Below are 15,398 nucleotides of genomic sequence, written 5' to 3' on the forward strand. Positions count from 1 at the left end.
TGCGCTGGTCCACCCGGCCGGAGTCGGTGATCACCACGAGCAGCAGCCGAGCCGGGGTCAGCGCGACCACTTCCAGGTGGCGCACCGTCGACGTGGATAGCGTCGGGTACTGCACCACGGCGACCTGGCGGGTCAGCTGGGCCAGGGTGCGCACCGCGCGGCGCAGCACGTCGTCGAGGTCGACGCCGGACTCCAGGAACGACAGGATCGCCCGCCGCTCCGCCGACGACAGCGGTTTGACCTCTTCGATCCGGTCGACGAACTCGCGGTAGCCTTTCTCGGTGGGAACCCGCCCCGAGCTGGTGTGCGGCTGGGTGATGTAGCCCTCGGCCTCCAGCACCGCCATGTCGTTGCGGACGGTGGCCGACGAGACGCCGAGGCTGTGCCGCTCCACCAGGGTCTTGGAGCCGACCGGCTCCTTGCTGGCGACGAAGTCCGCGACGATGGCGCGCAGCACCTCGAAGCGACGGTCGTCGGCCATTCCCACGCGGCCATTTTACGGCGACTAGTGTTGTCGACCGGGATTACATCAAGCACGCACGGGTCGTCGACATGGATGTGCTGGCCGGCCGGCGGGGAAGCGGGATACAACGGGATCGGGATACAACGAGATGATACAACGGGATATAGTGAGATAATGCTGTTATTCGAGAGGGCGCCAGGGCTGGAGAACAGGAAGGCAACGCATGTCCGATTTCCCTTATACAGACCGGTTCACGGTCAACCGCGTGCTGCCCGAGAAGGGACGGTCGCGTGACGACGTGCTCGCCGAGCTGCGCACGATGGCCGCCGAGGAGGACCGCATCTGGGAGACCGGCCGGGTCTCCGGCACGATGTACTGCGGCGACCACGAGCACTACCGTTTCCTCGACGAGGTATTCGGCCTGTTCGCCCACGTGAATATCCTGCAGCGCGACATCTGCCCGTCGGCAACCAAATTCGAGGGCGAGGTGATCGCGATGGCGCTCGACCTGATGCACGCCGAGGCCGTCACCGACTCCGAACCGGTCGGCATGGTCACCAGCGGCGGCACCGGCAGCATCATTCACGCGTTGCTGGCCTACCGCGACCACGCCGCCAAACATCCTAAAGGTAAAGGCATCACGAAGCCGAACACCAAGCCGAACTTCATCAAACCCGAAACCGGCCACGCCGCCTTCGACAAGGGCTGTCACCTGTTCGGAATCGAGCTGCGCAAGGCGCCGATCAACCCGGACAGCACGCTCGTCGACGTCGACTGGGTAGCCGACAACATCGACGAGAACACCATCGCCATCATGGGTTCGGCCTGCAATTACGGCTACGGCACCGTCGACCCGATCACCGAGCTGGGGCAGCTCGCCCTCGACCGCGGCGTGGGCCTGCACGTCGACGCTTGCCTCGGCGGGTTCGTGTTGCCGTTCGGTGAGGAACTCGGCTATGACATACCGGTTTTCGACTTCCGTGTCCCGGGCGTCACCAGCATCTCCGCCGACACCCACAAGTACGGCTATGCGTTAAAAGGCTCCTCCACCCTGCTCTTCGCCGACAAGGCCTACCGCAACGCGCAGTACTTCTACCTGCCGGACTGGACGGGCGGGACGTACATGTCACCGGGCATCGAGGGATCCCGCTCGGGTGGCCTGATCGCTTCCGCCTGGGCGTCGATGGTGCAGCTTGGCCGACAGGGATACCGCAACTACGCCAAGGCGATCTTCGAAACCGCCTTCGCCATGCAGGATGTGGTGCGCTCGCATCCCGAGCTGAAGGTCATCGGCAACCCGACGTTCTGCTTCAGCTTCCGCTCCGACGAATTCGACATCTACCACGTAGCCGACGCCATGAAGGGCAAGGGCTGGCGGTTCAACGGCCAGCAATACCCGAACGCGATTCACATGGCGGTCACCCGCCCGCAGACCCAGCCCGGTGTGGTGGCGGCCTTCGCGGCCGACCTCGACGATGCCGTCGAATACGCCCGGAAGAAAGACGCCGCCGGCGAGCCGACGGCCAGCGGCGCGGTGTACGGCGGCATCCCGGGCGGCCTGACCGCCGAGACGGCCCAATTCATCGAGGGGTTCATGGAGCAGATGCTCGACACCCAGCAGTCGGTGCCGCCCGCTTCATGAGCGGACCCCCTGCACGGACGGCACCGACCGGCCGGACAGAACGGATCGTGCTCGCCGTCGACCAGGGCACCGGCGGACCCAAGGTCGGGCTGGTGTCGCTGGACGGGCAGGTGATCTGGTCCGGCCACGTCGCCGTGGCAACCGATTACGGCGGTGACGGTGCCGCCACGCAGGACGCCGAGCGGTGGTGGACGATCATCCGCGACGCCGCCCGACGGGGCCTTTCGGAGAGCGGCGTCACCGGCGAACAGGTGGTGGGCGTCTCCGTCACCGGGCAGTGGGCCAGCACGGTGCCGGTCGACGCCGCCGGTGCGCCGGTGGGGCCGTGCCTGATGTGGATGGACAGCCGCGGTGGTCGCTACAGCCGCAAGGCGTTCGCCGGACCCGTACAAGGCTACCGGGCGCGAGTGGTGGCCACCTGGCTCCGCCGCAACGGTGGCGTGCCCTCGCCCAACGGTGACGACCCGGTCGGTCACCGACTGTACTTCCAGCACGCCGCCCCGGAGGTCGCCGAGGCGGCCCGCTGGTTTCTGGAGCCGGTCGACTATCTGACCATGCGCTTCACCGGCCGGGCCGCCGCATCGCGCGCTTCGATGATGGGTTCTTGGCTGACCGACAATCGCGATCTGGCGGTGCTCGACTACGACGACACGCTGGTGCGGTTATCCGGGGTTGACCGCGCGAAGCTGCCGCCGCTGGTGCCGACGGGGTCGATCATCGCCAGGGTGATGCCCGCGGTGGCCGCCGAGCTCGGTATCTCGCCGGACGCGCAAGTGGTCACCGGCATACCCGATCTGCACAGCGCCACGGTGGGCTCCGGCGCGGTGCGCGAACGTGAACTGCACATGCCGATCAGCACCACGTCATGGATCAGCTGCCCGCTTCCGATGAAGAGAACCGACGTGTTCCACCAGATGGCCACGATGCCGGGTCTGGACTCGTCGAGCTACCTGCTGGTCAACAACCAGGACACGGCGGGCCGTAACCTGCAGTGGCTGCGCGACACCCTCTTCGCCGACCTCGACTACGACGACCTCACCGCGCTGGCGGCCACCGCGCCGGCGGGGTCGAACGGGGTGATCTTCACCCCGTGGCTCAAAGGCGAGCGCTCCCCCATCGACGACCGCAATGCCCGCGGCGGCTTCCACAACATATCGCTGGCCACCACCAGCGCCGATCTGGTGCGCGCGGTGCTGGAAGGGGTCGCCTACAACAGCCGCTGGCTGCTCGGCTACGTCGACCGGCTGGCGGGAAGCAGCAACCCGATCCGCATCATCGGCGGAGGCGCGCGGTCGGATCTGTGGTGTCAGATCATGGCCGACGTGTGCGGCCGCACCCTGGAGCGGGTGGCCGACCCACTCGTCGCGCAGCTGCGCGGCGCGGCGCTCTTCGCCGGGCTCGGCATGGGTGAACTCGACCGCGACGAGCTGCGCGACCTGATCCCCGTTGACCGGGTCTTCGCACCGGCCGTCGAGCATCGGGGCGTCTATGACCGCCTTTTCGCGGAGTTCCCCAGGCTGTACAAGGCCCAGCAGGCGATCTTCGGCCGGCTGAACTCCTAACGAAGCTAGCCTTTTCCAGCGCAAGCGTGCGTGTCCTGGGTCCGGGCACGGACTCGCCTGCGCCGACCCACCCGACGAGCGCCCAGCGTGAAACTGTTGCGATTTTTCGCCGGTTTTATCGCAACCGCTTCACGCTCGGCGAAGCATCCGACCCCGCCGTTGACTGACGTCAGCGTTGGCTGTTGACTGACCCGGGTGATGTTCGGGAACGCGCCGAAATGCAGCTACGGCGCGTCGGCGGTGGTGACCGGCGCCGGCAGCGGCATCGGAGCGGCCATCGCGATCGAACTCGCCAACCGCGGCGGCGCCGTGGTGTGCAGTGACATCGACGACGTCGCCGCCCAGCGGACGGTCGACGCGATCAGCCACCGGGGCGGGCAAGCCACCGCGGCGCACTGCGATGTGTCCCGACTCGACGACGTCCGCAAGCTGGCCGCGACCGCGCAGTCCTGGTTCGGCGACCCGCCCACCCTGGTCGTCAACAACGCCGGTGTTGCCGTCGGCGGCACCCCGATCGGCGAGATGTCGCTGGAGGACTGGAACTGGACGCTGGGGATCAACCTGTGGGGTCCGGTTCACGGGTGTCATGTGTTCACCCCGATCCTGCGCGGAGCCGGGGCGAGCATCCCGCCGCGGGGCATCATCAACGTCGCGTCGGCGGCGTTTTACGGCGCACCACCCGGCATGGCGCCCTACAACGTCAGCAAGGCCGGGGTGGTGTCGCTGTCGGAAACCCTGGCCGCCGAGCTGTCCGGCACCGGGATCGGAGTCACCGTGTTGTGCCCGACCCTGGTCAAAACCCACATCGTCGAATCCGCGCACGTCACCGAGGAAACGGCCGACTTCGCCACCATGGCGATGCGGTGGATCGGGCTGCCGGCGGCCAAGGTCGCCCGCGCCTGTCTGGACACCCATGACCGCGGCGGTCTGTACTGCCTGCCCCAGCTTGACGCCAAAATCGGTTGGGGCATCAAACGTTTCGCTCCGGTGTCGTTCACCCGGGCGATGGGCCTGGTCAGCCGCGCCGGTATCCGCTGAACGACGAAGGGTGGCGTCGGCCAGCACCTACTCGCCTATCGATGTCGCCGGTCGAACATCAGCTGCACGGCACCAGGTAGGGCGCCAGGGTGGCCAACTTCTCGCAGGTCTCCTCGAACTCCCGCTCGGGGCTGGATGCGCCGATGATGCCCGCCCCGGCCCGCAGCCAGGTCCGCCCGCTACGTTCGTAGACCGCCCGCAACGTCAGCGTGGCATCCAGCCCGCCGTCGGCAGAAAACGCCACCACCGCACCCGAATACAGCCCGCGCGGACACTCGTCGAGGCGCAGGATGGCATCGAAGGCCGCGGGTTTCGGAATCCCTGATGCGGTAACCGCCGGGAACAGCGCCTCCAGCGCGTCCATCCGGTTGCACGACCGGTCCAGGCGTCCGCACACGGTCGAACCCAGATGTTGCACGCTGCCCCGTTCACGCACGGCCATGAAATCGGTGACGGCTGCACTGCCGGGTTCGGCGACCGCGGCCACCTCGGCCATCGAGGTGCGCACGGAGATGGCATGCTCGACGATCTCCTTGGCGTCGGATTCCAGGTTCTCCCGGGCCCGCCGGTCCGTTGCGGCGTCGCCGACCAGTGCCCGGGTGCCGGCCAGCGGCTCGGTGAACACCACACCGTCGGAGGTCACCGCGGCCACCAGCTCGGGACTGTAGCCAAGTGCCCGGATTCCACCGAGCCGCAACAGGAATGAGCGCACCGGGGTGTTGTTCTTTCGACCCAGCCGATAGGTCGAGGGGAAGTCCAGGGCGAACGGCACGTCGACGCAGCGCGACAGGATCACCTTGCGGTAGCGGCCGGCGGTGATCTCCTCCACCGCGGCCCACACCCGGCGCCGATAGTCGGTGGGGTCGGCGCCCGCCCCGAAGCCCACGTCGACCGCACGCGGTGCGGGCGGGCTCGGCACACCTTCGGCGAGCAACCGATCCAGTGCGACGCGGTGGGAAGCTTCGGCGTCGAATAACCGGATCTCCTCCGCGGTGACCACGATGCTCGTGCGCGGCCAGAACAGCCGGGCGAGAGTGGTCCCCGGCGTCAGCCGGCGGTGCAGACCCAAGCGATATGCACCGAATTCGAAGGCGACCCAGCCGAAAACCTGATCGGTCCCTCGCAGCAGCCGGTCCACCGCCTCGCCCAGAACCAGCGCGGGCCGTCCCTGCCAGGGCCGACACCGGGTCACACCGTCGTAGCCGATGCGGAGTACATCGCTGTCCAACTCGACCGCGGCTCGCACACCGATCGCCAGGGTCCAGGTCCCGCAACGCTCGTAGAGCAGGTACTCGTCGCCGTCGCGTTCCGGCAGCGCGGCGGCCAGCGCGGCCGCGAGGTCGGCGGGCTCGACACCGGCGGGCAGCGGAATCGACAGGGCATTCTCGGAGACTGCTTCGCCGACCCCAGGCACAGTTAGCAAGTGTAGCCTAACCTACCAATGAGGGAACACCGCCCCCGTTGGCTCGGGCGCTGACGGGCGGGGCGGTGGCCGTGGCTCGGGCAGAAGGAGTACACGTTGGCAGTGCCCGCAGTCGGCTACCCGGACCAAACCCGGTACGCGTTCGCGCCCGGTGTCGCCTGCGTGACGACACCCGCGGGCGCGTTGCTGTTGAATCCGCCCCGCAGCGAGAAGCTGACCCGGCTGACGCAGGGTCAACTTCAGGCGTGCCAAACCCTGAACCTCGGTCCGGCAACCGTTTCAGCGCTGTCGGCGCCGGCCGACGCCGCCGAAACCCGCCGGCTGCTCGAGCAGCTGGCCGCGGGCGGCTGGCTGGCGATCACGGTCTGCGACAGCGGCACGCAATGGTATTCCATCCAGCCGTTCGGCCAACCCGTGCCACCATCGGAGCCACCGGCGGCCACAACGGCTGTGCTGTCGAAATTCGCTGTGCTGCATCGTGATGCAGCCGGGCTTCTGCTCGAACACCCGCTGGCGTGGTGCGATCTGCGGATCCACGACCGGCGCCTGCTGCCGCTGCTCGACAAGCCGGTCGCAACCGACTCCGGTGTCCCGACAGCCGTTACCGCACGGTTCGTCGCGGACCTGCGCCGGTGCGGTTTTGTGATCTGCACCGGGCAGGAAGACCGCGAATTCGATTCGCTCAGCTGGAGTGCCCCGGAACTGTGGTTCCACCGCCGCAGCACGCTCGGCGAACGCACGATCACCTGGGAGCATTTCGGCCCGACCAAGTGGGCCAGGGACCGATTCGCACAGCCTCCAGCGCGCCGGGCGACCTATCCGGGCGAACCGGTCGCGCTGCCGGTTCCCGACCTGGCGGCCAGACGGATTCAGGACCCGACATTGACGGCCGTCCTGGAAGACCGGGTCTCGACGAGAACGTTCGACGAAACTCACCCGGTCACCGTCGACCAGCTGGCCGAGTTGCTGTATCGAAGCGCACGGACGCGGCAGACGCACTCCGTCTGCCCGGGCGAGGAACTGCTGTCACGCCCCTACCCTTCCGGCGGCGGCATCTATGAACTCGAGCTATATCCGGTGGTGCGAAACGTCGCGGGACTGAAACCGGGCATGTATCACTACGACTCTTTCGACCACGCCCTGCGCCCGGTGGCCGGCGCGGATTCACCGGCGGTGGGGCAGCTGATGGCGCCGGCGTCGGCAACACTGGCCGGAGGGCTCGAGCCTCAGCTGCTCCTCGTCATGGCGGCGCGATGCCCCCGGATGATGTGGACCTACGAGCAGATCGGTTACGCGACCGTCCTCAAGGATGTCGGCGCCCTGATGCAGACGATCTATCTGGCCGGAACCGCGATGGGCCTCGGCGTGTGCGCCCTGGGATTCGGCGACACCGCCGCGTTCGTCGCGGCCACCGGAGTCGACGAGCGTCAGGAGTGCAGCGTCGGCGCCATCGTCGTCGGCTCTGCGGCCCCAGCCTGATCACCCCTGCGCGAGCACCTCCTCATCGGTCATCGCCGCAACCTCCAGGTAGATACGCGCGACTGCGGCCAGCCGGTCCGGCGTGCCACGCTGCGCATCGCGCTGCTGCAACCGCTCGGCGAGGCCGGCCACGGTTCGGGTGGCGAACACATCCTCGACCACACCATGCTCGGTCTCCAGCCAGTCGCGCACCAGCGCGATCACCTTGGTCGCGAGCACCGAATCACCGCCCATTGCCAAGAAGTCACGATGCACGCCAACCGAATCCTGGCCGGGCATGCCCAGCACCTCGGCGACAATCACGGCGAGCGCAGCCTCCACCTCGTTGCGCGGGGCGCTGCGCTCGGTGTCTGCGGCGTGGTGGGCCTGCGCCTCCAACAGGGCGGCGACGGTGCGCCGGTCCAGCTTTGCGTTCGGGGTCAACGGAATCCGGTCCAAAAATACGATCCGCGTGGGAACCATATAGCTCGGCAGCCGATCCGCAGCCGCAGCGATGACGGCGTCTCCGCTGCCGAGTTCGTCCGGATGGCCACTGATTGCGGCCACCAGCGTGGGCGCGCCGGAACCCGTCACAGCAGCGACCGCCTGACGCACCCCGGGTAGTGCACGCAGCGCGTTCTCGACCTCGCCCAGTTCGACCCGGTATCCGCGAATCTGCACCTGGTTGTCGGCCCGGCCCAGGAACTCGATGCTGCCGTCCGGGACATAGCGGGCCATATCGCCGGTGATGTACCAGCGCATCCCGTCATGCTCGACGAACCGCTGCGCTGTCCGCGCCGGATCGTTGCGATAACCCGCCGCGACACCCGGACCGCCGACCCACAGCTCTCCGGGAACCCAGTCCGGGCAGTCGCGGCCTGACGGTGCGACGATCCGGCACCGCATGTTGCGCAACGGAACGCCGAACGGCACCGTCGCCCAGTGCGGCGGTGGTTCGCCGTCCACCTCGCAGATGGTGGCGTGAATCGCCGTCTCGGTGGCACCGCCCAGGCCGGCGAATCGGCAGCCGGGGGCCTGCTCGGCAAGCCTGCGGGCCAGCTCGGCGCCGACCCAGTCGCCGCCCAGGATGACGGCCCGTAGCGAGGCAGGAAGCTGGCCGGCGCCGGCGTCGAGAATCATCTCGAGAATGCTGGGCACACAGTTGAGGATCGATACCCGGTGGCGGCCGAGTAGCTCCACCCAGGTGCCGGGCGCGGCCCGTTGTTGCGGCTCGACCGCAACCAACGATCCGCCCGCGGACAACATGCCGAAGATGTCGTAGACCGACAGATCGAATTCGAGCGCCGACAACGCAAGCGCTCGATCCGAGCTGCCGACGTCAAACCATTCGTTGACGGCATCGACCGTGTTCATCGCCGCACGGTGCGACACCTCCACCCCCTTCGGCAGCCCGGTTGAGCCGGAGGTGAAGATCACGTAGGCGATGTCGCTGGTGTCGCCGAGGACCGGCGCCGGCAGCGGCGCGGGATGCCGGCGCGCCGCATCGATGGACAGGCGCGGGATCTGCCCGCTGGTGCCCGGATCCTCTTGCACGAGCACGGCAGCCACGTCGGCGGTCTGCAGCATCGTGGCGCGTCGCGCATCCGGTTCGCCGACTCCGATCGGCACATAGGCCGCACCGGCTGCCAGCACCCCGAGCACGGCCAGCACCTGGTCCGGTCCGCTGGGCAGCTGGACCGCCACCGCGTCGCCGCGGCCCACCCCGTGGTCGCGCAGCGCCCCGGCCACGGCAAGCGAGCGTTCGGCAAGCTCTCCGTAGCTGCACACCCCGGCGCGCTCACCCACCCCCCACACCATGGCCTGGGCATCCGGGTTGGCTGCGGCATTGTCGAAGAAGCCCTGATGCAGGCGGCGCCCGCTGACCGGGCCGTCGGTCGCGTTGACCGCGGCACGTGTGAGCGCCTGGCCGACCGGCAGCTGCACCGCCGCCTGCGCCTCCCAGCCGGAATCGCCCTCGGCCAGCCGCTCGACCGCGCTGGTGAACCTGGCGAACATCGCGTCGATCAGCCCGGGGGGAAACGCCGATTCGCGGACATCCCAATTCAACAGCAGCCCACCGCGCAATTCGGTGACTTGAGCGTCGAGCAACACCTGCGGGGCTTGCGAGATGATCCACACCGGCTCACCAAACGCGCCGATGACGTTGTCGGCGAACAGTTCACCGAGATCGAGGGCACTGGTGAACACCACCGGAGCCAGCGCCTGCTCGCCTCGGTGCCTGCCCAGGTCGCGCAGCACGTCGAGGCCGCAGTAGGCGGCGTGTGCCGCACTGTCGTACATCCGTCGCTGGATATCGCGGGCCCGGTCGGCCACCGAGGCGGTCTCGGTGACGTCCACCTCCAGCATCACCGACGACGTGAAGTCCCCCACCACCCGGTCGATGTCCGGATGCATCGATTCACGTTGGAAAAGCGGAACATTGAGCAAGAATCTGCTCTGCGCCGACCAGCCGCCGACGGTGTCGGCGAAGATCGCCGCCACAGCCATCGCCGGCGTGACCGCGTGCGAGTGGGCGCTGGTGATCAGCCGCTTTCTGGCCCGCGGTCCCAGCCGGTGCTGATAACGGACGCTGCGTTGCGCTGCGCGGTCGTTGGCGGCCACCACCGGAAGTTGTGGTCCGCCGGGCAGCTCGGGAAGCCGCCGCTGCCACCAGCGGCGGCCTCGTTCGCGTGCGGCATCGTCGTCGTGGCGCTCGATTCGGTATTGCCGGTAGCTGTAGCCGCACTGCGGCAACGTCGCTCCCCGGTACAGGTCGGCCAGGTCGGCGACCAGCACCCGGTAGCTCATGGCGTCGGCGGCCAGCATGTCGACGTCGAGATGCAGCCGGCTTCTCTCTTGGGAGTCCTCGTGGTAGCGGGTCAGCGTCACGTCGATGACTTGTCCGTCTTCGACGTGCAGGCACTGATGGGTTTTGGTGTCGCGCAACCGCGCCAGGGTTGGCTCGACCGCCTTGCGGGGCTGCCCGCGCAGGTCGACCACGGCGAACACCGGCCCCTTTGGGGCGGGCAGCCGTTGTTGGGTGCCGTCGGGCAGGAACCGGGTACGCAGCATCGCGTGGGCGGCGACGAGGTCAACCACCGCTCGTTCGAGCCGGCCCGGATCGACCGGGCCGCCGTCGAATTCGACGTAGAGATGTGCTGCCACGCCGCCGAGTTCTTGTTCAGCGGATCGGCCGATCCAGTAGGCATGCTGCATGGGGGCCAGCGGGAACGGCGCATCGTCACTGGTCGCGCAGCCGGTCGGGTCCGTCTGGATTACCTGTGCCGCCGCACCGGCCGGCTCCGCTGCGCTGAGTAGGCCGTGCCAGGCGCCGACGGTGGGTTCGGCAGCGAGTTGAGCGAACGTGATGTCGGCGCCCTGTTTACGCCAACCGCCGGCCAGCGCGATGATGCGGATCGAGTTGAGGCCCAGCTGGATCAGATCATCGTCGTCGGCGATGTCGCCGGCGGCACAACCGAGAGCAGCCGCCACCGTCTGCCTGAGCTCGTTGGTGGAGATCCACTCACCCATGGCGCGACCGGTCTGCTGCGTCAAGGCACGCCGCCAGCGCCGCGACCCCGCGTTGCCACAGCTCGACGAAGGCGGCGATGTCGGATGCGGTGAACAGTGCATCGCTCCAGCGAACGTTGGTCACCAGTTGGGTGCCACTTTCGGTGCTGCCCACCAGCGCACCGATGTGCAGGGCGAACCGCAGTGGCAGATCCGGCTCGGGGTCGCCCGGCAGCGCGTCCAGGTAGTCACCGGTCACCAGCGACCACGGTTGACCGGTGAAACCACCCAGATCCAACCGGCCCAGATAGCTGAACATGATCTGCGGGTCGACCCGCAGTCCCGGGTCGTCCCTGACGTAGCGCAGCAGGCCGTAATCCAGGCCCCCGTGCGGCATCGCGTTCAGCTCGGCCGTCACGCAGTCCAGCAGCAGCCGCGCCGCCGCCGGGTCGTTCTCCGCCTGTTCGACGTCGATCGCCGCGGCGCCCGCCGCGAGGCGCACCGGGAACACGGTGTTGAACCAGCCGACGGTGTTGGTGGTGTCGGTGTCCAGGACGTCGTCGGCGCGGCCGTGTCCCTCCAGGGCGACCAGGGTTCCCGCGGCCGGATCGGATGCCCGGGCCCGCCGCCAGCCGGCAACCGTCATCGCGGTTACCGCCAGCAGGAATTCGCGCATGCCGGCACCCTCATCGAGGCGGGCCAGTAGGCGCTCGGTGACCTCGACCGGGGTGATCGCCGGTGCGACGCGCAGGCTCGACCAGGTGTCGGTCTGCGGATCGGGATGCCGAATGCCCAGCGCCGGGTCGGGGCCGCGAAGCTGGGCCGCCCAGTAGTCGCGCTGCGTCGCCACCTGCGGTGTCGCGGCCCGCTGCCACAGCAGTTGCGACCATCGTCGGTACCCGGTGAACTCGGGAAGCAGTCGCGGTGGGGCATCCGATTTCACCGCACGCCACGCCTCGGCGACATCGCCGAGCATGATGTGCCAGGACACCACATCGACCACCAGGTGGTGCGCAGCGATCAGCAGCACGTGGCCGCGTTCGCCCCCGGTCAGCCAGATCGCCCGCAGCATCGCGCCCCGGTGCGGGTCGATCGCGTCGTTGGCGGTGCGTGCGCACCGCGCTATGGCCGAGGTGAAGTCCGCATCGGCCGACGCCGATGCCGGCGCCAGGGTCAGCACGTCGGCGGCGCGGACCACACCGGGTGGCCGGGTCACCAGGCGCGGCCCTTCGGGCGTGTCGACCAGGATGGAACGCAGGGTGTCGTGTCCGTCGATCAGCAGCTGCAGCACCGACTCGACCGACGCTTGGTCGGCGTCGTCGGGCAACCGGAGCAGAACGGTGTGGGTGAACCGGCGATAGCTGCCGTACTCGAACAGCCAGGACGCCACCGGAAGTGGCGGCACCGCGCCGTAAGCCGCGCAGACGTCGATGTCCGGTGAGCCGGCGGCGGACTCGACGGCGGCGGCGAGTCTGCGGATGGTCGGCGAGGTGGCCACCATCCGCGGGCTGACGGCCAGGCCGCGGCGGCGCGCCCGGTACGCCACCGAGATAGCCACGATGCTGTCCACGCCGAGCGCAAAGAAGTCGGCGTCGATATCCGGCGCTACGCCGTTGAACTGTTCTGCGAACACTTCGCTGAGCACCCGTTCGGTGTCGGTGCCCGCAGTGCCGGGGGCGGGCCCGGCGGCCGGCCGGAGTGCGTCTTCGGCCAGCCGGCCCAGCACCGCGGCGTCCAGTTTTCCGTTGACGTTCACCGGCAGGCGGGCCAGCGCGACGATCCGGGCCGGAACCATGTACGCGGGCAGCACTTCGGTCAGCTCGGCGCGCAACCCCTCCGGGTCACCGTCGGTATGCCAGACCACGAACCCCACCAGGGCCGCGCCGCCCGCGCGGCGCAGCACCGACACCGCTGCGTCGGCCACCGCTGAGTGTTCGCGCAGTGCGGCCTCGACCTCGGTGATCTCGACGCGGTAGCCGCGCAGTTTGACCTGGGTGTCGGCGCGGCCCAGGTAGCCGTACCCGCCGTGCACTAACCTGCGGACCAGATCTCCGGTGCGGTACATGCGCTGACCGGGGCGCAGCGGATCGGCGACGTAGCGGGTGGCGGTCAGGGCGGGGTTGCCGGCGTAACCGCGGGTGAGTTGCACCCCAGACAGGTACAACTCGCCCACCACTCCGGTGGGCACCACCCGCAACGCTGAATCAAGAACGTAGCCGACGGTTCCGGCATTGGCGGTACCGATCGTCGGCGTCGGGTACTCATCGACCGTGGCCACCACCGCCTCGACCGTGGTTTCGGTGGGCCCGTAGCAGTTGTAGACGGCGATTCGCGAGGTCGACCACAGCGCACCCAGCTGCTCCCACAGCGCGGCGTCGATCGCTTCCCCGCCCAGGGCCAGCACCGACAGCGGCTTGCGCAGCAGACCGGCGGCGCGCAGTTGCACGAACATCGACGGGGTGGTGTCGAGCATGTCGATGCGTTGCGCGGCGATCCCGGCCACCAGCAGGTCGGCGTCGCGCATCTCCGCCGCGTCGAACACGTGCAGCGCGTGGCCGTCGAGCAGGCCGGCCATCGGCTGCCACGACGCGTCGAAACTCAGAGTCCAGGCGTGCGCGATGCGCAGCGGCCGGCCCAGCCGTGCCGACGCCGGCCGGTACACCCGCTCACGATGGTCGGCGAAGTAGCCGAGCAGCGCGGCGTTGGTGCCGACAACCCCTTTGGGCTCACCCGTCGAGCCGGACGTGAACATGACGTACGCGGCCTGCTGCCGATGACGCAGCACCGGGGGTGCGACGGCGGGGCGGCGTGAGATGCGCTCGGCTGCCGCGTCGTCAATGACCAGCGCGGGCACGCCGAACCGGGTCATTCCGGGGCAGCCCGTCTCGGTCATGATCAACACCGGATCGGCTTGGCGCAGCATCGATGCGATGCGTGCCGCGGGCAGACTCGCATCGACGGGCAGGTAGGCGCCACCGGCGGCGAGGACGGCCAGGACCGCGACAATAGCTCGCGGGGATCTCGGCAATTCCAGTGCTACAACGGTTTCCGGCTTCACGCCGTGCTCGGCAAGCTCACCGGCGACTCGGCACGCCTGGGCGTACAGTTCGGCGTAGGTGTAGTGCTCGCCGGTGCCGGCGCAAAGCGCATCGGCATCCGGGGTGACATGAGCCTGCCGCTCGAACACCTCCCACACCGTGGCATCCGGGGCCGGTGTCGACCGCGTGGCCAAACCGGCGAGTTCACAGCGTTCGGATGCGGTGAGGATGTCCAGCGCGCCGGGTGTTTCGCCGGCCATGTCGGGCAGTTGGCGCAGCACACCCAGCATCCGCTCCCCGATCTGCTTCCCCGGCAGGTGCGGCAGCATCGCTGTAACAGCCTCCACCACCACCAACAGCGCCTCACCGCTGAGGTGGGAGACCACGGTCAGCGGATAGTGCGTCAGGCTTTCCATCCCCACCGGGGTGAAGCGGGTTCCGTCGGGATCGCTGACCGGGTGGATCGCGTCCTCGATGGGGGCGTTCTCGAACACGAACAGGGTGTCGAACAGCGGCCCGCGGCCGTGTTCGCGCTGCAGTTCCGCCAGGCTGAAATACCCGATGTCGCGCATCGCGGACAGCTCGCGCTGCAGGTGCCGGCACTGCTCGACCACCGGCAACGTCGTCAGCCGGTGCACGACCGGCACCGCGTTGATGAACAGGCCGACCATGCGCGCCACGCCGGCCAGGCTCTCCGGTCGGCCGGACACGATGGTGCCGAACACGACGTCGCGTCGGTCGGTGATGCCGCCGAGCACGACGGCCCAGGCGAACAGCACCACGGTGCTCAGCGTCAGACCGCTGCCGGCCGCCCAGGCCCGCAGCCGCGCCGTCTCGGCCGCCGACAGCAGCAGTTGCGCCTTCTCTACCGCGCCGTCACCGGCGACGACGCCACTGCTGCTGTCGGCCACCATCAGCGGCTCGGACACCTCGCGCAGATACTCCCGCCACCTGGCGAACGCCGCCGCTGTGTCCTGCTCGGCCAGCCAGCCGATGTAGTCGCGATAGGGCCGCGCCGCGGGCAGGCCGGCCGATGACCCGCCCGCCCGGTACACCGCGAGCATTTCGGTGAAGAACACCGCCAGCGCCCAGCCGTCCACCAGGATGTGGTGCGCGGTGACGATCATCCGCCGCCTGGTCTCCCCCGGCACGGTGAGCAGCACGACACGCAGCGCCGGGCCGCGGCTCAGGTCGAACGGCCGGCGCCGCTCCGATCGGCAGATAGCGTCGAATTCGGTGGGCGCCGCGATCCGTTCCGACCACG

At 68.9% G+C, this 15,398-nt stretch carries 8 protein-coding genes; 4 read left to right on the plus strand and 4 right to left on the minus strand.

Going from position 1 to position 15,398, the window contains the following annotated elements; genetic code table 11:
• Positions 1-487 (minus strand): HrcA family transcriptional regulator (locus tag AC2VON_RS22080; RefSeq protein WP_486954778.1); only part of this gene is annotated, 487 nt, incomplete at its 3' end.
• Between the two features lie 199 nt (positions 488-686).
• Here AC2VON_RS22080 and AC2VON_RS22085 point away from each other — a divergent pair.
• From AC2VON_RS22085 to AC2VON_RS22095, 3 genes are all read left to right on the plus strand, one after another.
• Positions 687-2,105 (plus strand): pyridoxal phosphate-dependent decarboxylase family protein, encoded by a 1,419-nt coding sequence (locus AC2VON_RS22085; RefSeq protein WP_486954779.1) that lies wholly within the window; start codon positions 687-689, stop codon positions 2,103-2,105.
• The gene (locus tag AC2VON_RS22090) at positions 2,102-3,667 is read left to right on the plus strand and encodes a xylulokinase (protein ID WP_486954780.1); all 1,566 of its coding nucleotides are present in this window, start codon (positions 2,102-2,104) and stop codon (positions 3,665-3,667) included. The genes AC2VON_RS22085 and AC2VON_RS22090 overlap by 4 nt, the downstream gene beginning before the upstream one ends.
• A gap of 198 nt (positions 3,668-3,865) precedes the next feature.
• Positions 3,866-4,705, plus strand: coding sequence for an SDR family NAD(P)-dependent oxidoreductase (locus AC2VON_RS22095; protein WP_486954784.1), 840 nt, complete (start codon positions 3,866-3,868; stop codon positions 4,703-4,705).
• A 58-nt stretch (positions 4,706-4,763) separates the two neighbouring features.
• On the opposite strand, the gene AC2VON_RS22100 is transcribed toward AC2VON_RS22095, so the two are convergent.
• Entirely contained in the window at positions 4,764-6,119 is a 1,356-nt protein-coding gene (locus AC2VON_RS22100) for a salicylate synthase (RefSeq protein ID WP_486954781.1), read from the minus strand.
• Between the two features lie 111 nt (positions 6,120-6,230).
• Between AC2VON_RS22100 and AC2VON_RS22105 the strand changes: the two genes are divergently transcribed.
• On the plus strand, positions 6,231-7,607 hold the full coding sequence (locus AC2VON_RS22105; protein ID WP_486954785.1) for a SagB family peptide dehydrogenase: 1,377 nt from the start codon (positions 6,231-6,233) through the stop codon (positions 7,605-7,607).
• Here AC2VON_RS22105 and AC2VON_RS22110 read toward each other — a convergent pair whose 3' ends face one another.
• Entirely contained in the window at positions 7,608-11,117 is a 3,510-nt protein-coding gene (locus AC2VON_RS22110; RefSeq protein WP_486954782.1) for a non-ribosomal peptide synthetase, read from the minus strand. It abuts the gene before it with no gap.
• Positions 11,110-15,398, minus strand: a 4,289-nt coding sequence (locus AC2VON_RS22115; RefSeq protein WP_486954783.1) for an amino acid adenylation domain-containing protein, incomplete at its 5' end; no start/stop codon positions are given. The genes AC2VON_RS22110 and AC2VON_RS22115, both read right to left, overlap by 8 nt.

This window comes from Mycobacterium sp. TH-M82 (assembly GCF_057473605.1).

Excerpts from the sequence above, each read along its gene's own strand:
- AC2VON_RS22110 (WP_486954782.1), bottom strand. The coding sequence starts at position 11,117 with ATGGGTGAGTGGATCTCCACCAACGAGCTCAGGCAGACGGTGGCGGCT.
- AC2VON_RS22095 (WP_486954784.1), top strand. The coding sequence starts at position 3,866 with ATGTTCGGGAACGCGCCGAAATGCAGCTACGGCGCGTCGGCGGTGGTG.
- AC2VON_RS22085 (WP_486954779.1), top strand. The coding sequence starts at position 687 with ATGTCCGATTTCCCTTATACAGACCGGTTCACGGTCAACCGCGTGCTG.
- AC2VON_RS22090 (WP_486954780.1), top strand. The coding sequence starts at position 2,102 with ATGAGCGGACCCCCTGCACGGACGGCACCGACCGGCCGGACAGAACGG.